The sequence below is a fragment of the Halomonas sp. HMF6819 genome (assembly GCF_044335525.1).
In the GTDB taxonomy this organism is placed as follows: Bacteria; Pseudomonadota; Gammaproteobacteria; order Pseudomonadales; family Halomonadaceae; genus Vreelandella.
This window is the reverse complement of record NZ_JBIQVY010000001.1, coordinates 156227-176411: the sequence shown is the minus strand read 5'-3', so window position 1 is coordinate 176411 and position 20185 is coordinate 156227. Positions and strand designations below refer to the sequence as shown.

Genomic DNA, 20185 nt, shown 5'->3' with positions numbered 1-20185 from the left:
GTTAGCCTTTTCGTTGTTCGAAATCGTGCATGAAGGCGATCAGCGCGTCCACCGCGGCCTCGGGCACGGCGTTATAAAGACTTGCGCGCATGCCGCCAACGCTGCGGTGACCCTTCAGGTTCAAAAGCCCCGCTGCCTCCGCCTCGCTCAAAAACGCCTTGTCCAAGGCGCTGTCGGCGAGTACGAACGGCACGTTCATGCGCGAGCGGTTATGCCTGGCGATCGGGTTGGAGTAGAAGCCGCTTTCGTCGATGGCGCGGTAAAGCTTGTCGGCCTTGCGCTGATTCAGCGCATCCATGGCTTTCAAACCGCCCACGTCGTTTTTGAGCCAATCGAACACCAGCCCCGACAGGTACCAGGCGTAGGTCGGCGGCGTGTTGACCATCGACTCGGCCTCGGCCAGCGCCTGATAGTCGAACAGCGTCGGCGTCTTCGCTACGGCGTTTCCAAGCAGATCCTCGCGCACGATGACCAGCGTCAGCCCCGCCGGACCGATGTTCTTCTGAGCGCCGGCGTAGATGATGCCGAAGTCGGCCACGCTGGTCGGCCCGGACAGAATGCTCGACGACATGTCGCACACGAGCGGCACTTCAACACCATCGGCGCGGGAACACGTAGGGGTATAGTCGAACTCGAGCCCGCCGATGGTTTCGTTGGCGGTGTAGTGCAAATAAGCGGCGTCATCGTTCACTGAAAGGCTTGAGCGCGGCGGCACCTCGGTATGGCCGTTGGACTCGCTCTCACCCGCCACGTGGCAGTCGAACCCCAGACGCTTGGCTTCGGCGAGCGCCTTCTTGCCCCAGATACCGGTCTGGATGAAGTTAGCGCTGCCACCTCGCCCGAGCAGGTTCATGGGCAGCATGGCGAACTGCATGCTCGCCCCGCCCTGCAAAAACAGCACCCGGTAGTTATCGGGAATGGCCATCAGCTCGCGAAGATCCGCTTCCGCTTGCTTTGCGATCGCGATAAACTCATCGCTTCGATGGCTCATTTCCATTACCGAGAGGCCGCGCCCCTGATAGTCGAGCATCTCGCGCTGGGCGCGCTCCAAAACGGCGGTGGGCAGGGCCGCCGGCCCCGCGCAAAAGTTATAGTGACGTGTCATCGGCGTTACCTTGCTCTTGTTCACCCTGGGCATCGCCGGCAGTGTCGACATTGTCAGCAGCGCTGGCGTCAGCCTCGAGCGCATCCGTCTCCATTTGCTCGACCAGCACCTCGTCGGGCTCGTCGACGCGAACGGTTTTCACCAGTTTCTCTTCCTTGCCGAGGCGAATCAGCATCACGCCCTGGGTGTTACGTGACGTGGTAGAGACTTCCTCGACCCGCGTACGCACCAGCGTGCCGCGGTCGGTGATCAGCATCATTTCGTCGGCGTCATACACCTGCATGGCTGCCACCAGCGCGCCGTTACGCTCGCTGGTCTGCATCGCGATCACGCCCTGGCCGCCGCGGCCCCTGAGCGGGAACTCCTCGAGGCGCGTGCGCTTGCCGTAGCCTTTTTCGCTGGCGGTCAGAATGTAGATCTGGCCCTCTTCGACCGCTGTCTCGGAGGCCGCTTCTGGCGTGGCCGAATCGTCGTCGCCGTCGTTTTCCTGATCGATCTGCTGGCTTTTGGGAATGATCAGACTGATCACTTCCGCGTCATTGAGCAGGCGCATGCCGCGAACGCCGCGGGCGGTGCGGCCCATGGCGCGTACGTTGCCCTCTTCAAAGCGGATCGCTTTACCGTTCGACGAGAGCAGCATCGCGTGATCAGAACCCGAAGTAATCGCCGCGCCCACGAGGCGGTCGTCCTCTTCCAGGTCGATTGCGATCAGGCCCACCGAGCGTGGCCGCGAGAACTGCTCAAGGCTGGTACGTTTGACCGTGCCCTTGGCGGTGGCGAAGAAGATGTAGTGCTCCGGGTCGTAGTCGCGCACCGGCAAAATCGCGTTGATCGCCTCGCCTTCGTCCAGCGGCAGCATGTTGACCAAGGGCTTGCCCCGCGAGCCGCGGCTGGCGTTAGGCATTTCGTACACCTTGAGCCAGTACACCTTGCCGCGATTGGAGAACAAGAGCACGGTGTCGTGAGTCGAGGCGACGAGCAGGTGCTCGATGACGTCCTCATCCTTCATCGAGGTCGCGGACTTACCGCGACCACCCCGGCGCTGGGCCTGATAGTCGGAAAGCGGCTGGGTCTTGGCGTAGCCCGAGCGGGACACGGTGACGACCATGTCCTCTTCGGCGATCAGATCTTCCATGGAGAGATCGAGGTGGCTTGCCTGGATCTCGGTACGGCGGTCATCGCCGAACTGGTCGCGTACCGCGTGGAGCTCTTCGCGGATGACTTCCATCAAACGATCCGGCGAGGCGAGAATCTCGGTCAGCTCGGCAATGCGCTGAAGAATCGCCAGGTACTCGTCGAGAAGCTTCTCGGTTTCAAGCCCGGTCAGGCGGTGCAGGCGCAGCTCCAGAATCGCCTGAGCCTGAGCCGGCGAAAGCCGATACTCCGTCGCTAGCGTATTGAGGCCAAATCCTTCGTCGAGATCCTCGGGCTTACAGGAGGTCGCGCCGGCACGCTCGAGCATCGCCGTGACCTGGCCTGGCTGCCATACCTGTTCGAGCAGCTTCTCCTTCGCCTCGGCGGCGTTGGGGGAAGCCTTGATGAGTTCGATCACCTCATCGATATTGGAGATCGCAACGGTCAGGCCTTCAAGAATATGGCCGCGTTCGCGCGCCTTCTTAAGCTCGAAAAGCGTACGGCGGGTGACGACTTCGCGACGGTGGCGAATGAACGCCTCAAGCATCTCCTTCAAATTCAGCGTACGCGGCTGGCCGTTTTCCAGCGCCACCATGTTGATGCCGAAGACGTTCTGAAGCTGGGTCTGAGCAAAGAGGTTGTTGACTACCACCTCGCCGGATTCGCCACGCTTGATCTCGATGACCACACGCAGGCCGTCCTTATCGGACTCATCGCGCAGCTCGGCGATGCCTTCAATACGCTTCTCTTTCACCAGCTCGGCGATTTTCTCGATCAACCGCGCCTTGTTCACCTGATAGGGAAGCTCGGTGATGATGATGTGATCGCGGCCGCTCTTGTCATCGTGTTCGATGGTGTGCAGCGCGCGCACATAGATGCGCCCACGTCCGGTGCGGTAGGCGTCGAGAATCCCCGCACGGCCGTTGATGATGCCCGCGGTAGGGAAATCCGGCCCCGGAATGTACTGCATCAGATCGTCGATGGTCAGCGTGTAGTCGTCGATCAGCGCCAGACAGCCGTCGATCACTTCGCGCATGTTGTGCGGCGGAATATTGGTCGCCATGCCCACGGCGATACCCGAGGAGCCGTTGATCAGGAGATTTGGTACGCGCGTTGGCAGCACCTCGGGGATTCGCTCGGTGCCGTCGTAGTTATCGACCCAGTCGACGGTATCCTTTTCCAGATCCGCCAGAAGCTCGTGGGCCAAGCGCGCCATGCGCACCTCGGTGTAACGCATCGCGGCGGCGTTGTCGCCGTCAATCGAGCCGAAGTTGCCCTGACCGTCGACCAGCACGTGGCGCATGGAGAAGTGCTGCGCCATGCGAACGATGGTGTCGTAAACCGCGCTGTCGCCGTGAGGGTGGTATTTACCGATGACATCGCCGACGACACGCGCCGACTTCTTGTACGGTTTGTTCCAGTCGTTGTTGAGCTCGTGCATGGCGAAGAGCACACGGCGATGCACCGGCTTCAAACCGTCGCGAACATCGGGCAAGGCGCGGCCGATGATGACGCTCATCGCATAGTCGAGGTACGACTGTTTTAGCTCGTCTTCGATATTGACGGGCAAGATTTCTCTGGCGATGTCACCCATGAAAGTCAGATCCTTTGCACTGCATTGGCACTGCGAGAGTTGAAAGCGCTTGAATGCCCTTTGAGCGGCATATCAGAGGCGAACATAGACCCCGCTATCATACCACTGTGTGAGCATCATGGGCAGTCAGAGAGCACGCCAAAGCGTTGACCTAAAAGAACAGTAGACCCCCAAGGGGTCGTGAAAAAAGCGCGTGAAGGGACACTCAGACGCGCCGAGCCTGAATCGAGCGCGTTAAAACCTGCCGACGGGCAGCGCTCGGCGCGGATAAACAAGAGAGCGCGTTCGTTAATTATTTCAGCGGGTCGTGGCCCCAGTTCATCAGCGAGTAGCGCCAGCGCGAGGTCTTCTTGTCCTCTTTCTGCGGTGGCTGCTTGAGATGGCGCGCCACGTACTGGTTCACCTTCTTCATATGGCTATAATCGCTGTCGGTCAGCTCATCCTTGTTCTTGCGCTTGATCTCGACGATACGCCGTCCGGATTTGTGCCCCGTCGATTCGCCGCCATCGCTATCGCCCACGGATTTGGACTCGTCGGTCTCCAGCCACTCTTCGAGCTCCTTGGGCGCCATGTTGACGGCCTCCCGAAACGCCTTATAGATCGCTTCCTTGTCATCGCTCATGTCAAATCCCTTTTCAATCGAGAGTAACTTCATGGAGCGCAGCCGCCGCCGGCTGCGCCCTGATGATGCCCCGGCACCTTGAAGCGCTTAGGTAGAAAGAGTCTAGACCCTGGAATCGCAAAAAATGAGAGCGTGCGTGCGATTTAAAGAGCGAACTCGGTTTTGGCGACTCGAATGCGCTTCATCGTCTCGAGGATCTCACCGTCGATCGCACTGGCTCGCCCGGCGTTCATATCCATCAGCACGAACGTCAGATCCGCTTGGGCCACCACCTTGCCATCGGCACGCAGAATGCGGTGGTGACAAAGCGCGCTGCGCTCACCGACCTCGATCAGGCCGGTCAACACAGTGAGGTCATCGTTTTGCATCGCGGCGCGCTTGTAATCGATGTTCAAATTGACCACTACGAAAGCGCGTCCGGAGTCGTGCATTTCGCGTACGAGCCGCGCGTGCTGGTCGAAGTAGGACCAGCGCCCCTCCTCCATGAACTCGAGATAGCGCGCGTTATTGACGTGTCCGTATCCGTCCAGGTGATAACCCCGAACGCGAAGGCCGACTCGATTGATCAATGATGACATGCTGGCTCCTTATCGATGTAAAAAAACGCGAATTTCGCTTTTAGCAGGCGTCCATGAAGGCGAATAATTATCCGCCTAACGACCGCTTACGCAATCAAACACAAGTTTGAAACGTAGGCAATAAAACCCAGCAGGTGCGTGAGGCTGGCAGTCGCGTCGGCGTTTCGCCATAATGTGCCCCCTTTTGGATAGGATTGGTGATATGTGGTTTAAACACCTGCACTTGTATCGTCTGCACGGCGAGGTAGCACCAGACGCCGCGGCACTCGAGCGCGCCCTTGAACCTTTGGCGTCGAGGCCGCTGGGCGGCGCCGATGCCCGCAGGCTCGGGTGGACAGCGCCGGCAGGTCGTTTGGGAAGCGGTCAGCTTCTGCACGAAATTCAGGGTCACCGCCTGCTGTCGGTGTTGCGCCAGGAGCGCCTTCTGCCCGCCTCGGTGGTCAAGGAGGAGCTCGACGACAAGGTCGCCGACATCGAAGCCCAGGAGGCGCGCAAGGTTTCCCGTAAAGAGAAGACCGCGCTCAAAGAGCAGATCACCGAAGAGCTGATGCCACGCGCCTTCGTGCGAAGCCAAAAGGTGGATCTGTGGTGGGACACGAAAGCCAATCTCATCGGCATCAATACCAGCTCGCGCACCCGCTGCGAGGAGATTCTCGACCTGCTGCGCGAGAGCCTGGGCAGCCTGAAAGTCACCCCCGTGAGCTCCGAAACGCTGCCGATCCGCGCGATGACGACTTGGCTTGGCGACGCCGCCAGCCGCCCGGCGGACATGCAACTTGGTGACCAGGTCGAGCTCAAGGCCAAGGGCGACGACGGCGTACTGCGCGCCCGCCAGGTCGATCTCGACAGCGACGAAATCCAGCAGCTGCTGGAGAGCGGCCGCCAGGCGAGCAAACTTGCCCTCGGGCTCGAAGGCCGGCTAAACCTAGTGCTGCACGACGATCTGGCGCTGAAGTCACTGCGGTTTGGCGACGCGCTGATCGAAGAGGCCGATCACGCCGATGATGGCGACGACGCCCTGGCACGACTCGAAACCGATTTCATCCTGATGGCGCAGTCGCTCTCTCAGGACATTCCCAGGCTGCTCGAGTGGCTTGGAGGCGAGGCGAAAAAAGAGCCGGACGCCCCGCAAAGCGCTTGATGCGAGTTGAACGGCGCGCGCCGCTGTCCAACGCTTCTCGATTTGGCTCACTCTAATAAACGGATCGCATGACTGACCAACACCACGCCCCCAACGCCTCGACCGATGATCCCTGGGCCGACATTCGCCCTTACATGGATCATGAGGTGCATGACGTGCTGTCGCGGCTCTCTCGCGACAGCGAGCTTTTGGACGCGTTGACCCGGTTCAAGCTGCCCCGATTGGCCAAGTGGGCCCCCGGGGTTGCACGCCTGCTCGCCGGACGCGCCGTGCGCCGCGAAGTCGATAACGTCGCCTCGGTGTATGATTTCCAAATGCGTATCGCAAGCTACATGGAGCGCATGATACGCACCACCACCGATGCCTTCGAGGTCGCCGGGCTCGAGAAGCTCGACGGCGACAGCGCTTATCTGTTCATCGGCAATCACCGCGACATCTCGCTCGACCCAGCCTTCGTCAACTACGCGCTCTACCAGGCCGGGCGCGACACGGTGCGTATCGCCATCGGTGACAACCTTTTGAAAAAGCCCTACGTCACCGATCTCATGCGGCTCAACAAGAGCTTCATCGTACCCCGAAGCGCCCGCGGCAAGCGCGCGATGCTGGCCGCCTATCAGCAGCTTTCCGGCTACATTCGCCACTCGATCACAGCGGACAACCACTCGATCTGGATGGCCCAGCGAGAAGGACGGGCCAAGAACGGGATTGATCGCACCGACCCGGCGATCGTCAAGATGCTGACCATGGCGCGTCGCGGCGACGCCGGCGAGTTCGTTTTTGGCGAGGCGATCGCCGAGCTCAAGCTGGTGCCGGTATCGATCAGTTACGAGTACGACCCGTGCGATGTGCAAAAGGCCCAGGAGCTTTTCGACATCGCCAATAAGGGCAGCTACGCGAAAACCGAGTTCGAGGACATTCGCTCGATCGTTGCCGGCATCACCGGCACCAAGGGGCGCGTGCAGCTGCGCTTTGGTCAGCCAATCGGCGCGGACATGGCGACCCCGGACGAAGTCGCCGCCGAGATCGACCGCCAGGTGATCGGCGGCTACCGCCTGTTCCCGAGCCACTATTTGGCGCTCGAGGCGCTAGGCGAAGCGCCGGAGCTGATCGCCCGCAGCGCTATCAGCCGCGATGACCGCGCGCGGTTCAACGAGCGTTTGGCCTCGGTTTCCGATGAGCTAAAACCCTACTGGCTGGCCCAGTACGCCAACCCGGTCAAGCACAAGGCCGGGCGGCTGCGGTTATAGCCGCAACGCTTGCGAGCGCCTCATGCCGCGCGTGGCAAAAAGTGCTATGGTCAAGGCATCTTCGAAACGGTCAACGCCTTGTGATGACAAGGCGACAAGGAGCGCATCATGTCCGCATCCGAAATTCAGAAATCCCGCGTGATCAACGAGCTGCGTGGCTTTATCCGCAAGCTGTTACAGGACCCGGAAATTCTCACGCAGTCGCTGAACGTGGCTCGCGAGGAGCTATCCGAAGGCTCGGGCCCGGCGGTCATGGCGCGTATCGCCAACGAGATCTCCGGCACCACCAGCGTGCACATTCCCGAAGACCCCGCCGAGCATTCGGAGGCGGACAAGCTCTTTCTCGAGCTTTTAAAGGAAGTGGTGCAAGAAGAGCAGGCGCTCTACTGAGCCCTCGCTGACCGGTGCGGCCCTGGCGTCGCAACCCGCGGCAAAATGAACGCCCCGTATCGGCGAAGTATCGGCCAAGCGCCCTCTTCGCCGTCTTTATTTGTTACAGGCTAATTGGAACGTCCACGAACCATGTCAAACACTGCCCCGCGCAACATTCTGGTGACCAGCGCTCTGCCCTACGCCAACGGTGATATTCACCTTGGCCACCTGCTCGAGTACATTCAAACCGACATTTGGGTACGCTTTCAAAAGAGCCGGGGCCAGCGCTGCTTCTACGTGTGCGCCGACGACGCTCACGGCACCGCCATCATGCTGCGCGCCGAGCAGGAAGGCATTACGCCCGAGGCGCTGATCGAGCGGGTGTCGAACGCCCACCAGGCGGACTTCGCCAAATTCGGCGTGGGTTTCGATAACTACCACTCCACCCACTCGGAAGAGAACCGCTACTTCAGCGAGCAGATCTACACGCGCCTGCGCGATAAGGGCCATATCGCCACCCGCGATATCGAGCAGATGTTCGACCCGGTCAAGGGCCTCTTTCTTGCAGACCGCTTCATCAAGGGCACCTGCCCGAAGTGTAAGGCCGACGACCAGTACGGCGATAACTGCGAAAAGTGCGGCGCGACCTACACCCCGGCGGAGCTGATCGACCCGGTCTCGGCGATCTCGGGTGCGACACCGGAAGTGAAAAGCTCCACCCACTACTTCTTCAAGCTGCCCGAGTTCAGCGAGTTTTTGCAGCAGTGGATTAACGATGGCCACGTGCAGCCGCAGATTCGCAACAAGCTGATGGAGTGGTTCGAATCCGGTTTCAACGAGTGGGATATCTCGCGTGACGCGCCCTACTTCGGCTTCGAGATTCCCGATGCGCCGGGTAAGTATTTCTACGTTTGGCTCGACGCGCCGATCGGCTACTTGGCCAGCTTCAAGAACCTCTGCGAGCGTGAAGGCATCGATTTCGATAGCTTTTGGCAAAAGGACTCCAAGGCCGAGGTGTACCACTTCATCGGCAAGGATATCGTCTACTTCCACGCCCTGTTCTGGCCGGCGATGCTCCATGGCGCGGATATGCGCACGCCCACCGCGGTGAACTGCCACGGCTTTTTGACCGTCGACGGCGCCAAGATGTCGAAATCGCGGGGCACCTTCATCAAGGCCGCCACTTACGCCGAGCACTTGAACCCGGAGTATCTGCGCTACTACTTCGCCGCCAAGCTCAGCGCCGGCGTCGACGATCTGGATTTGAACCTCGACGACTTCAGCGCCCGGGTCAACTCCGATCTGGTCGGCAAGGTGGTCAATATCGCCAGCCGCTGCGCGGGTTTCGTCAAGAAGCTCGGCGGCGGCACGCTTTCCGCAGACTGCGCCGAGCAGGCGCTGGTCGAGCGCTTCATCGATGCCGGTGACGACATCGCCCGGGACTTCGAAGCCCGCGAGTTCGGCCGCGCCATGCGCAAAATCATGGAGCTCGCCGACGAGGCCAACACCTACATCGCCGACAAGGCCCCCTGGGCGCTGGCCAAGGAGGAAGGGCGCGAGCAGGAAGTGCTGGATATCTGCTCCGTGGGCATCAATTTGTTCCGCCAGCTAATGGTGTACCTGGCGCCGGTCGTGCCCGCCATGGCCATCGAGGCGCAGCGTTTTCTCAAGCTCGAGCGCCTTGACTGGCAGAGCCGCACGACCGTGCTGACCGATCATGCCATCGAGAAATTCAAGCCGCTGATGACGCGCATCGAGCGCGACAAAATCGACGCCATGATCGAGGCATCGAAGGAGGACCTGGTGGAAGAGCAAAAACTCAAGCAAGCGCCCAAGGGGCCGCTGGCGGACGAGCCGATTGCCGACGAGATCGGCTTCGACGACTTCGCCAAGGTCGATTTGCGCATCGCGCGCATCGCCAAGGCGCAGTACGTCGAAGGCGCCGACAAGCTGTTGCAGCTCACGCTCGATTTGGGCGGCGAGACTCGCAACGTCTTCTCAGGCATTCGCAGTGCTTACTCGCCGGAGGCGCTCGAAGGGCGCTTGACGGTGATGGTGGCGAACCTGGCCCCGCGCAAGATGCGCTTTGGCATATCCGAGGGCATGGTGCTGGCGGCGGGCGACGACGAAGGCATCTACCTGATGTCGCCGGATAGCGGCGCCAAACCGGGCCAGCGGGTGATGTAAGGTGCTCGCCACGCAGTTAATTGATGCCATCGATGCCGAGCTTCCGCAAACCCAGTGCACCAAGTGCGGCCATGACGGCTGTCGCCCCTACGCCGAGGCGATCGCCCAGGGTGAAGCCATCAACCGCTGCCCGCCCGGTGGCGAGGAAACGCTCGAGCGGCTGGCCAAACTGACCGGCCGCCCGGTCATTGCGCTTGCCGAGCCGCCCCAGCCGCCGCTGCTGGCGGTGATTCGCGAAGCCGAGTGTATCGGCTGCACCAAGTGCATTCAGGCCTGCCCGGTGGATGCCATCCTAGGCGCGGCCAAACAGATGCATACGGTGATCGAAAGCGAATGCACCGGCTGCGAGCTGTGCGTGGCGCCCTGCCCGGTCGACTGCATCGATCTGGTGTCCCACCCGCAGTGGCTGGCGGCGTCCACGCCAAGCGAGCAGGCCGATTATCTGGAGCAGCGCGCCATCAAGGGGCGCTCGCGCTTTATCGCGCGCAACCAGCGCCTGGCGTTTGAGGCCGAAGCCAAAGCGCAGCGCCGCGCCAAACGCCACGCCGCCGGTCAGCCCGCCGCGGCCGCCCCGCAAGCGCCCGAGCTTTCGCCAAGCGCCCTGCGCGCCAGCCGCGCCCGTCAAGCGGCGGCGCTCAAGCGCCTTGAGCGCAAGCTGGCCGCTGCACAGGATGACACTCAGCGTCAGACACTCGTCGATCAGCTAGAAGCGCAGCGCCAAGCGCTTGATAAAATCGATGCTGCGCTTGCAACTGATGGACCCGCAGCAACGACCGAACCCAACGCCACGCGCCGCCACCAAAAGCGGCTGGCGCTCAAGGCCGCCGAGCAGTCGCTTCGCCACGTTCGCCAGCAGCTCGCTCACGCCAAGCGCCAGCAGGACGGCGCCGCGGTGCGCCAAGTAGAAGAGCAGCTCGACAAGGCCCAGAAGGTAGTCGATTCGGCTCGCGCGGCCCTCGACTCGGAAACGATGCCATGAATGCTCAAAAACGCTTCGACATCTTCTCGCGGCTTCAAGCGGAAAACCCGCACCCGACCACCGAGCTCAACTGGAGCACGCCATTCGAGCTTCTGACCGCCGTGCTCTTGTCGGCTCAGGCGACGGACGTCGGCGTCAACAAGGCGATGGCCAAGCTCTTTCCCGTTGCCAACACGCCGGAGGCGATCCTCGCGCTCGGCCTCGAAGACCTGAAAGAGCACATCAAGACCATCGGGCTTTTTAATACCAAGGCGCAGAACCTGATGAAGACCTGCCAAATGCTCGTCGAGCGCCACCAGGGCGAGGTGCCCAAAAGCCGCGAGGCGCTGGAAGCGCTGCCCGGCGTCGGGCGCAAGACCGCCAACGTGATCCTCAACACCGCCTTCGGTGAGCCGACCATCGCCGTGGATACGCACATCTTTCGCGTCTCCAACCGCACCGGCATTGCCAAGGGTAAAAACGTGCTGGAAGTAGAGCAAAAGCTTGAGCGCCACGTGCCCCGCGCGTTCAAGCAGGATGCTCACCACTGGCTAATTCTGCACGGCCGCTATACCTGTATCGCCCGCAAGCCACGCTGCGGCAGCTGCCTCATCGAGGATCTGTGCGAGTACAAGGAAAAAACCGAGCTTTGACCGAGCCCGGTCATTCGCCGCTCATCAGCCCGCGATAGCGCGCCTGCCACTGCGGCCACTCGAACGCCTGCAGGTCTAGCGCCGGCGGCCGGCTTTGCGGAACCTCTAGCCACTCCTTCAGGCGCTCATAAAGCCCTTGCTGCGTTCCGTCGTAGCGATACGCAGCCGGGTAGAGCTCGGGAAAACAGAGCCGATTGGGGACTAGCGGACGAGCGCCACGCTGAGCGGCCTCCAGGATGGCAAGCCCCTGAAACTCGTGCCAGGCGGTCGACACCACGATGCCGCCTTCGTCCAAAAGCGCCTGGTATTCCCGGTATTCGAGCGGCTCCCAGCAGTGAATATGCGCGCCAAGACGCTCCTTGGCCTCATCGAAAACCGCCGGCGCGTCGCGAAAACGCTGCCCCACCACCGCAAGCTCGAACGAAACGCCCGCGTCGCTTAGTCGGTAAAGCACCTCGAAAAAGTCCTGCGGGTTCTTGTCATACTCCCAGCGGTGGTTCCAGATGATGCGATTGACGGGCGAACCCGAAGCGCCCTTGCCAGCAAGTGCCTGGAGCGGTACCGGGAGAACGTGTGCGCGACGCCTAAGCACCTCCAGCGGCTCGGCCACGGGCAGCTTATCCGGCATCTTTTTTAGAAACGCCTTGGCGCCGTCAATGAACGAATCACGGTTGAACGCGGTGTTGAAGGCGACCTCGTCGGCGGCTAACGCCGCGTAGAGATTGACCATCATCGCCTCGACCGGCGGGCGCTGCGCGCTCGAGCTTGGGTAGGCGAACTGGTTTTCGTGAAAGTAAACGATCTTGCGCGCCTGGCCCAAGTGCGGAAAGAGCCCGATGAGCGTAGCTAGGTCCACCATCGAGGTGGCCAGTACGACATCAAACAATTGGCTCAAGGTTGCATGTTCCTTGAGCCACCAGCCCAGCGGGTTACCGCGAATACGCCAGGCGAAGTGGCGCGGCGCAAGGCTTAACCGCACCCATTCGATTTCGTCCAGCCGCGCCGTCAGCTGATCCGCCCAGTAGCGGTGGCTAACCGCCTCGTACGCCGAGAGTAGCAGTACCCGCATGCCCTATCCTGTTAACCAACGCTTTTGAAAGAGGCGGGATTATACCAACCCTCGATGCTCCCCGCTTTTAGGCAGTCACCGGCGGATTTGCACCAAGGTCGCCTAGGCGCAAGGCCGCTATCTACTTAAACTTCAGTCTTCAAGGCCCGATGTGAATCGAGGTAATTCAGTACATCGAATCATTCAAAAGGCATGACGTTGCCCACGCCGGTTACGGCTTTACCCCGTAGCCGGGCGTTTGGCCTTTAAAGGAGTAAGCGCCATGCGTAAAGGCCTGCCCACACCGCAATGGCTCGTAGGCCTCTGGCTGTTACTGGGAGGCGTAAGCCTTGCAGGCGGCGCCATGTTCGCCGCGTGGCTCGAAAGTCAGCTGGCGCTGGCGCCTGCTGCCAAGCTCTTGATGTGGCTTTGCGCGCTATCAGGTGGCGCAACGCTTTTGGCGGTTGGGTATCTGCTCGAGCACTATCTTTTCAAACCGCTGCGTACGCTGCATGCCGAGCTGGGTAAGCTGATCGCCCACCCAAACAAACCCATCGACGCCCCGGGCGGCTGGCTCGAAAGTCTGGGCCCGGACCTTCGTCAGATTGCCAAGCGCTGGAGAGACGACCGCGAACGCTTTGAGGCCGCCCACCGAGAGGGAGCGCGAGAAGCCGCGCGCATCCGCCAGGAGTTGGAAGGTCTAGTCCAGCGTTTGGCTACGCCCGTATTGCTTTTCGATCAGCATGGCAGGTTACTACTTTTCAACTCGACGGCCAGCGCGTTTTTCCCCTCACCGTTTAATTTGGGCCTGGGTAAAGAGCTCAAGAACCTTCTGCCCGACCCGGTACTGGCGGCGCGTTTCGATGCGTTAGTTGCAGCAATTGAGGCGGACGACACCTTCGCGCGCGACGTCCTGACAAGCGCTTTCGAGCGGACGATATCGGTCAGCCTGACCCGGCTTTCCGGCACACCTTGCAAGATTCTGGTGACACTCAAGGACGTTACGCGCGTCTGGCAAAACGAACTGGGCGTTAAAAAAAGCCTAACGCTGGCGCTCGATTCGCTCGAGCAAACCGTGCCGGCATCGTCACTGTCTACGCTCAAGGAGCTTTGGCACCATAGTGAGCTGGTCAATGAGCGCCTGAGCTCGATCTGGTCCAACGCTTTCTGGCATACCCTGGATGAACAGCTAAACCCGTCGCTCAAACTGATCACGCCGATTGGCGTACCGGGCTGGTTCAAGGGCCACGTGCCGTCGCTGATCGCGCTTTTCGATTTACTGGTGACCCAGCTACACGGCCAACTGCCCAAGTGTCGCTTCGAGGGCTCGCTGATTCGCAAAGAGCAAGGCGCTTGGCTCGCGTTCATCTGGCAAGGGGCCGCCATCGAAGAGACTCGACTGAATCAGTGGCGAAGCACTGTGATCGACTCACTTCCGCTTTCGCCCACGGTGGGCGATATTCTTCGTCTTCATGGAAGTGAGCTTTGGAGTGAGGGAGACCCGGACGGCGTTCACGCGCGCCTTTGCGTATCGCTTAAAAGCTCGACGCGCCAAAGCGCTCCGAACACCGATATCGCCTCTCGCCCCGAGTTTCATGACTTCGAGATCGCCCACTTGGCGCCGCCCAGCATGCCCTTGGCTGATCGCGCGCTGGATCAACTGGCTATCGTTGCCTTCGATACCGAAACCACCGGGCTCGACCTTCGCGGCGCCGATACGCTTTTGAGTATTGGCGCCTGCCGCATCGTCAATAACCGACTGCTGGCAAGCGACGTGTTCGAGCGCTACGTCAACCCAAAACGCGCTATCCCCGACGCGAGTACCGCCATTCACGGCATTCGTGATGAGGACGTGCACGACGCCCCCGCCGCAAGCGTAGTGCTTGAAGAATTTCAAACCTACGCGCGCGAAGCTGTGCTTTTGGCTCATAACGCCTCGTTCGATTTGCTAGCACTGAGCATGGCAGGAGAGAACTTGACTCACCCGGTACTGGATACCCTGCTGATATCCAAAGGACTGGACAGTGCACTGCCCGGCCACGACCTCGATTCTCAGGCAAAACGCTATGAACTATCGATTCCGCCGGAGGCTCGCCACACCGCTCTGGGGGATGCCCAGCTAACCGCCGAACTGTGGCTATCGATGTTGCCGCGTCTCAAGGCGCGCAACATCCTTACACTTGGCAAGCTGCTTGCCTTTCAGGCAACCGCTCTGGATCGCCGTGATGGCAGTTTGTAGGTGCACATCACCTGTCGTTTTAGGCATAAGCCCTTTACACTAGAGCGGTCATTATTTTTTCCAAGCACAGCGATGTGGCTATCACCAGATTGATATAAATTAATCTGACGCTCTAACCCCCTGCAAACTCGGAATGCACTCATTGAATGAACAGTGACACGCTCGCGGAGGCTAGTAAAAACTATACGATTGCCCTGCAACCTATCGTTGATGGTCAGCTTCGCCACGTCGCAGATGAGCTGCTTTATCGCGGCCACTTTGATGCCAGCACGGCCAGCGTCGATGACGACGTCAAGGCAACCGCCCGCGCCTGCTCCGTCGCAATCTACGAAATTGGATTAAACAAGCTTTGCGGCACGCGCAAGCTGTTCGTCAACGTCTCGGAGCAGTGGCTTCTCAATCCCGACTTGCACGCATTGCCTGCCAATCAGGTCGTACTGGAAATTCTCGAATCAACGCGCCCAACCGCGGAGGTCAAGAAGGCGCTGGAGCGGCTAAAAGCGCAAGGCTACACCTTGGCCATCGACGATTTTCAAACACAGGAAGATCACGAATCGCTGCTGGACTACTGCGATATCGTCAAGCTCGATATCTCGTCCGATATCACCACTGACATGGTCAAGTCCCTTCAACAGCGAAAGCTGACGCTACTGGCAGAGCGCGTGGAAACACGTGAGGAGTTCGAGCATTTCAAGGCCTTGGGAGTGACGCTTTTTCAGGGCTATTTTTACGAGCGGCCAACCGCTCAAAAAACTCGTTACGTTCGCCGCTCGTCGCCAAAGGCCAACTTGCTTCGTCTGATTGCCAAGCTCTACAAGCCTGAAATCAATATGCGGGAGATCAAGTCTTTGGTCGCCCAGGACCCTTACCTGGTGGAAGCCGTATTGAGGCGCGCCAACTCGGTTTGGAGCGCGCTTGCAAAGCCCTCTTACAAGCTGAGTGATTGTATTCAGCTTCTGGGGATCAACGAGCTTAGAACGATGGTGACGATCATTCTTTTTGCCAATAATAGCCCGGCTAACAAGCTCAATCTTATCAAGGGATTGACCAAAGCGTTGGCCTGCGAACAGGTGGCGAGAAGCAGGTACATGGATGATGAAGAGGGTTTCATTCTCGGGCTTCTATCGCACATGCCGGTAATTTTGAATATCGATCTGGATACGTTGATGAAAGAGCTCAATCTCGGCGCCAGCTTTTGGCACACCCTGATCACGCGAGAAGGCAATTTCGGCGCGATGCTCAACGATGTCGAATCAGCCGAAAGTGGTAATAAACTAGAGGGTCTGCCGGATTCATTGATACTCAGCGCCGCCGCGCGCGCGCGATCGCTGATCGATAATACGCTTGTTTTATACCGACAGCGTTAGTACTCGGCCCATCAGCTTTTGTCTCGCGGGTCCGGCTCGAACATGGCGTCGCCCACCTCATCGATATAGCGCTTGGCCTTGGTGACCATCATCTCGTCGCAGGCCTGGCGCGACGGCAACATGTCAGAGCGCTCGAAGCGGTGCTCGCGCGTTTGGCTATCGCCGATGGTTTTACTGATAGTACCGCTGACCCGGTACTGCCCGCTCTGGGCGTCCGGCGTGGAGACGATCGCGTAGTCGCGATAGATCACCGGCTCAGAAGCCTGGGAAGCGGAGGCAGGCTTCTCGCTTCCGCCCATCAACGCCGATAGAAGTTTTTTGAACATGACGCTCTCCAAAATCGATTGACTGACACCCGTTTTGCATGAAAACGGCCAGTCAGACTGGCCGTTTTCACAAACGTTAAGCGTGCATCAAGAGGCGGCTCAGCTCTGTTTGCGGCCCTTGCCAGCGGCGATGCGCAGGCGCAGCGCGTTGAGCTTGATGAAGCCTTCGGCGTCTTTTTGGTCGTAAGCGCCGGCGTCATCCTCGAAGGTCGCGATCGACTCGTCGAACAGCGACTGCTCGGACTTGCGGCCCACTACGGTGGCGTTGCCCTTATAGAGCTTCATGCGCACGACGCCAGAGACGTTGCCCTGCGTTTCGTCGATGGCGGCCTGCAGCATGCGCCGCTCCGGGCTCCACCAGTAGCCGTTGTAGATCACTTCGGCGTACTTCGGCATCAGCTGATCTTTCAGGTGCGCCTCTTCGCGGTCGAGTGTGAGCGACTCGATGGCACGGTGAGCGCGCAGCATGATGGTGCCGCCGGGAGTTTCGTAGCAGCCGCGGGACTTCATACCGACGTAACGGTTCTCGACGATATCGAGTCGGCCGATGCCGTTGTCGCCGCCGAGCTTGTTGAGTTTCTCGAGCACTTCGTGGGGCTTGAGGGGCTCATTGTCGATCGCGACGATATCGCCCTTCTCGAAGGTCAGCTCGATGTAGGTCGGCGTCTCGGGCGCCTCTTCCGGCGAGACGCTCCAACGCCACATATCTTCTTCGGCTTCCGCCCAGGGGTCTTCCAGAATCCCACCCTCGTAGGAGATGTGCAGCAGGTTGGCGTCCATCGAGTACGGCGATTTCTTCTTCTTGTTGGAGAAGTCGACCGGGATATTGTGCTCTTCGCAGTAGGCCATCAGCTTTTCGCGCGAGGTGAGGTTCCACTCGCGCCAGGGCGCGATGACCTTGACACCGGGCTTCAGCGCATAGCCGCCGAGTTCGAAGCGTACCTGGTCGTTGCCCTTACCGGTCGCACCGTGGGAAATCGCATCGGCGCCGGTTTCGTTGGCGATCTCGATCAGTCGCTTGGCGATCAAGGGGCGGGCAATGGAAGTGCCGAGCAGATACTCGCCTTCGTAGATGGTGTTGGCGCGGAACATCGGGTAGACGAAATCGCGCACGAACTCTTCGCGCAGATCTTCGATGTAGATCTCTTTCACGCCGAGAGCCTGCGCTTTGGCGCGCGCCGGCTCGACTTCCTCACCCTGGCCGATGTCGGCTGTGAAGGTCACGACCTCACAGTTATAGGTCTCTTGCAACCATTTGACGATTACGGATGTGTCCAGGCCGCCTGAATACGCCAGCACAACCTTTTTGACATCGGACATTCTTGACTCCTTGGGGTTAGCAAAGCCCGCTTTTGACATCGGGCTTTATCGAATGAGTTAAACCAAGAGTATAGCGCTCTCAAAGAGCCGGGAACACCGTCAACGACGCCGCTGGGCTAAAGCTGCTAGAATCAGGGCACTGTTAGCGAACGCCTTCGCTATCCCCGACCGACGACTTCTTTACCGACTACTCGCTTTTAAGGAGAGCTGCATGAGCGAGGCAATAGCCCGCGACCTGATGGCCCAGCGTTTTCGCAGTTACCTACCGGTCGTCATCGATTTGGAAACGGGCGGCTTCAACGCCCAGCAAGATGCGCTGCTCGAAATCGCCGCGGTGACCCTGACGATGGACTCCGATGGCAATCTGCTGCCCGATGATACTTACTCGTATCACATCCAGCCTTTTGAAGGTGCCAACGTCGAGCAGTCCGCGCTTGATTTTACCGGTATCAACCTGGACGACCCGCTCAGAAAACAGATCGCGCTCTCCGAGGCTGACGCGCTCGGCGAAATTTTCAAGCCGATCCGCAAATCGGTCAAGGCGCACAACTGCTCTCGCGCCATTTTGGTCGGGCATAACGCCGCCTTCGACCACGGCTTTTTAAACGCCGCTTCCGCTCGCTGCAACGTCAAAAGAAGCCCCTTTCACCCTTTTTCGAGCTTCGATACCGCAACGCTTGCGGGCTTCGTTTACGGACAAACGGTGCTGGCCCGGGCCTGCCGCGCAGCGGGCATCGAATTCGATAACAAGGCGGCGCACTCGGCGCGCTACGACACCGAACGCACCGCCGAGCTCTTTTGCACCATGGTCAATCGCTATAAGGATTTGGGCGGCTGGCGCCTGGCCCAGCAGGAGCAGGACCTGGATACACCAGAGTAAGCACTCGCCCAACCATACCTGGGTCTGATGCAGTACTGAGCGCTTTACGCTAAAATCCCGCCGTTTACGATGCGACCGGCCGGACTCACACGACCGGCCACGCTCTCTTTTGATCAGGAGTTAAAAGGTTTCCATGGCTCAGCACAACGCCTTCTACGCCCAGTCCGGTGGCGTCACCGCCGTCATCAACGCAAGCGCCTGCGGCGTGATCGAAGCCTGCCGCCAGGCGCCCGACCAGATTGGCAAGGTCTACGCCGGTCACAACGGCATCATCGGCGCGCTGACCGAAGATCTGATCGATGTCACCCAAGAGAGCGACGACGCCATCGCCGCACTCAGACACACGCCTGGCGGTGCGTTCGGCTCGTGTCGCTACAAGCTCAAGGATATCGAGACGCACCGCGCCCAATACGAGCGCCTGATCGAGGTATTCAAAGCGCACGATATCCGCTACTTCTTCTACAACGGCGGCGGCGACAGTGCCGACACCTGCCTGAAAGTCTCGCAGCTTTCGGAAAAGCTCGGCTACCCGCTCACCGCCATCCACGTGCCGAAAACCGTGGACAACGATCTGCCGATCACCGACAACAGCCCGGGCTTTGGCAGCGTGGCCAAGTATATCGCCACCTCGACTCGCGAGGCGTCGCTGGATATCGCCTCGATGTGCGCCACCTCGACCAAGGTGTTCGTGCTGGAAGTGATGGGCCGTCACGCGGGCTGGATCGCCGCCGCCGGCGGGCTCGCCGGTGAAGGTGAAGGCGAGCCGCCGCATCTGGTGATCTTTCCGGAGATCGCCTTCGATCGTAAGGCCGTCATGGCGCGGGTCGACGAGAGCGTTAAGAAGTACGGCTACTGCGTAATCGTGGTCTCGGAAGGTGCGCGCTACGAAGACGGCACCTTCCTGGCGGACGCCGGCAACACCGACGCCTTCGGCCACCGTCAGCTCGGCGGCGTGGCGCCTACGCTCGCCGGTATGGTGAAGCAGGATCTGGGCTACAAGTACCACTGGGCGGTCGCGGATTATCTGCAGCGCGCCGCGCGTCACTTGGCCTCCAAAACCGACGTCGAGCAGGCCTACGCCGTGGGCCGGGAAGCCGTGAGCCTGGCGCTGGCGGGCAAGAACTCGATGATGCCGGCCATTCGCCGTATCTCGCAAACGCCTTACCAGTGGGATGTGATCTCGGCGCCGCTGTCGCAAATCGCCAACCAGGAGAAGTTCATGCCGCGGGACTTCATCTCGGACAACGGCTTCGCCATCACCCAGACCTGCCGCGACTATCTCTCGCCGCTGATCCAGGGCGAGGACTTCCCGCCTTTCGAGAACGGCCTGCCTAAGGTCGCCAAACTCAAGCTTGCCAAGGTCGAGCAAAAGCTGCCCACCTTTACCCTCTGAGCGCAATCGAATAGCCCGTAA

At 60.2% G+C, this 20185-nt stretch carries 17 protein-coding genes; 10 read left to right on the top strand and 7 right to left on the bottom strand.

Features of this window, described 5'->3' with window-relative positions; genetic code table 11:
* Position 1: 1 nt before the first annotated feature.
* From serC to ACGLWX_RS00775, 4 genes are all read right to left on the bottom strand, one after another.
* Entirely contained in the window at positions 2–1105 is a 1104-nt protein-coding gene (gene serC / locus ACGLWX_RS00790; protein ID WP_396236559.1) for a 3-phosphoserine/phosphohydroxythreonine transaminase, read from the bottom strand.
* Positions 1089–3833, bottom strand: a complete 2745-nt coding sequence (gene gyrA, locus ACGLWX_RS00785) for a DNA gyrase subunit A (protein WP_396236557.1) — start codon at positions 3831–3833, stop codon at positions 1089–1091. The genes serC and gyrA overlap by 17 nt, the downstream gene beginning before the upstream one ends.
* Before the next feature lie 292 nt (positions 3834–4125).
* On the bottom strand, positions 4126–4455 hold the full coding sequence (locus ACGLWX_RS00780) for a DUF3140 domain-containing protein (RefSeq protein WP_252108688.1): 330 nt from the start codon (positions 4453–4455) through the stop codon (positions 4126–4128).
* Positions 4456–4598: 143 nt separating this feature from the next.
* Positions 4599–5033 (bottom strand): thioesterase family protein, encoded by a 435-nt coding sequence (locus ACGLWX_RS00775; RefSeq protein WP_252108687.1) that lies wholly within the window; start codon positions 5031–5033, stop codon positions 4599–4601.
* A gap of 202 nt (positions 5034–5235) precedes the next feature.
* Between ACGLWX_RS00775 and ACGLWX_RS00770 the strand changes: the two genes are divergently transcribed.
* From ACGLWX_RS00770 to nth, 6 genes are all read left to right on the top strand, one after another.
* Entirely contained in the window at positions 5236–6174 is a 939-nt protein-coding gene (locus ACGLWX_RS00770; protein WP_252108686.1) for a recombination-associated protein RdgC, read from the top strand.
* A 68-nt stretch (positions 6175–6242) separates the two neighbouring features.
* Complete coding sequence (locus tag ACGLWX_RS00765; protein WP_396236555.1) at positions 6243–7421, top strand: 1-acyl-sn-glycerol-3-phosphate acyltransferase; 1179 nt, start codon at positions 6243–6245, stop codon at positions 7419–7421.
* A gap of 108 nt (positions 7422–7529) precedes the next feature.
* Positions 7530–7811, top strand: a complete 282-nt coding sequence (locus tag ACGLWX_RS00760; RefSeq protein WP_396236553.1) for a hypothetical protein — start codon at positions 7530–7532, stop codon at positions 7809–7811.
* Between the two features lie 132 nt (positions 7812–7943).
* Positions 7944–9980, top strand: coding sequence for a methionine--tRNA ligase (gene metG / locus ACGLWX_RS00755; protein ID WP_396236551.1), 2037 nt, complete (start codon positions 7944–7946; stop codon positions 9978–9980).
* Between the two features lies 1 nt (position 9981).
* Entirely contained in the window at positions 9982–10959 is a 978-nt protein-coding gene (locus ACGLWX_RS00750) for an RnfABCDGE type electron transport complex subunit B (RefSeq protein ID WP_396236550.1), read from the top strand.
* A complete protein-coding gene (gene nth / locus ACGLWX_RS00745; protein ID WP_396236548.1) occupies positions 10956–11591 on the top strand; it encodes an endonuclease III in 636 nt (211 codons plus the stop codon). Before ACGLWX_RS00750 ends, nth begins: the two co-directional genes overlap by 4 nt.
* Before the next feature lie 10 nt (positions 11592–11601).
* On the opposite strand, the gene ACGLWX_RS00740 is transcribed toward nth, so the two are convergent.
* A complete protein-coding gene (locus tag ACGLWX_RS00740) occupies positions 11602–12660 on the bottom strand; it encodes a DUF3524 domain-containing protein (RefSeq protein ID WP_396236546.1) in 1059 nt (352 codons plus the stop codon).
* Positions 12661–12922: 262 nt separating this feature from the next.
* On the opposite strand from ACGLWX_RS00740, the gene ACGLWX_RS00735 reads away from it, so the two are divergent.
* Together ACGLWX_RS00735 and ACGLWX_RS00730 are read left to right on the top strand one after the other, a co-directional pair.
* Entirely contained in the window at positions 12923–14878 is a 1956-nt protein-coding gene (locus tag ACGLWX_RS00735) for an exonuclease domain-containing protein (RefSeq protein ID WP_396236544.1), read from the top strand.
* A 146-nt stretch (positions 14879–15024) separates the two neighbouring features.
* The gene (locus ACGLWX_RS00730; protein ID WP_396236543.1) at positions 15025–16245 is read left to right on the top strand and encodes an EAL and HDOD domain-containing protein; all 1221 of its coding nucleotides are present in this window, start codon (positions 15025–15027) and stop codon (positions 16243–16245) included.
* Positions 16246–16256: 11 nt separating this feature from the next.
* Here the strand turns inward: ACGLWX_RS00730 and ACGLWX_RS00725 are convergent, their stop codons facing one another.
* A complete protein-coding gene (locus ACGLWX_RS00725) occupies positions 16257–16571 on the bottom strand; it encodes an HlyU family transcriptional regulator (protein WP_396236542.1) in 315 nt (104 codons plus the stop codon).
* A gap of 99 nt (positions 16572–16670) precedes the next feature.
* Entirely contained in the window at positions 16671–17891 is a 1221-nt protein-coding gene (locus ACGLWX_RS00720) for an argininosuccinate synthase (RefSeq protein ID WP_396236541.1), read from the bottom strand.
* Between the two features lie 211 nt (positions 17892–18102).
* Between ACGLWX_RS00720 and rnt the strand changes: the two genes are divergently transcribed.
* Positions 18103–18771: a ribonuclease T gene (rnt, locus tag ACGLWX_RS00715; protein WP_252108675.1), complete on the top strand. Its 669-nt coding sequence runs from the start codon at positions 18103–18105 to the stop codon at positions 18769–18771.
* A 133-nt stretch (positions 18772–18904) separates the two neighbouring features.
* Complete coding sequence (locus ACGLWX_RS00710) at positions 18905–20164, top strand: 6-phosphofructokinase (RefSeq protein ID WP_252108674.1); 1260 nt, start codon at positions 18905–18907, stop codon at positions 20162–20164.
* The last annotated feature ends 21 nt before the right edge of the window (positions 20165–20185 follow it).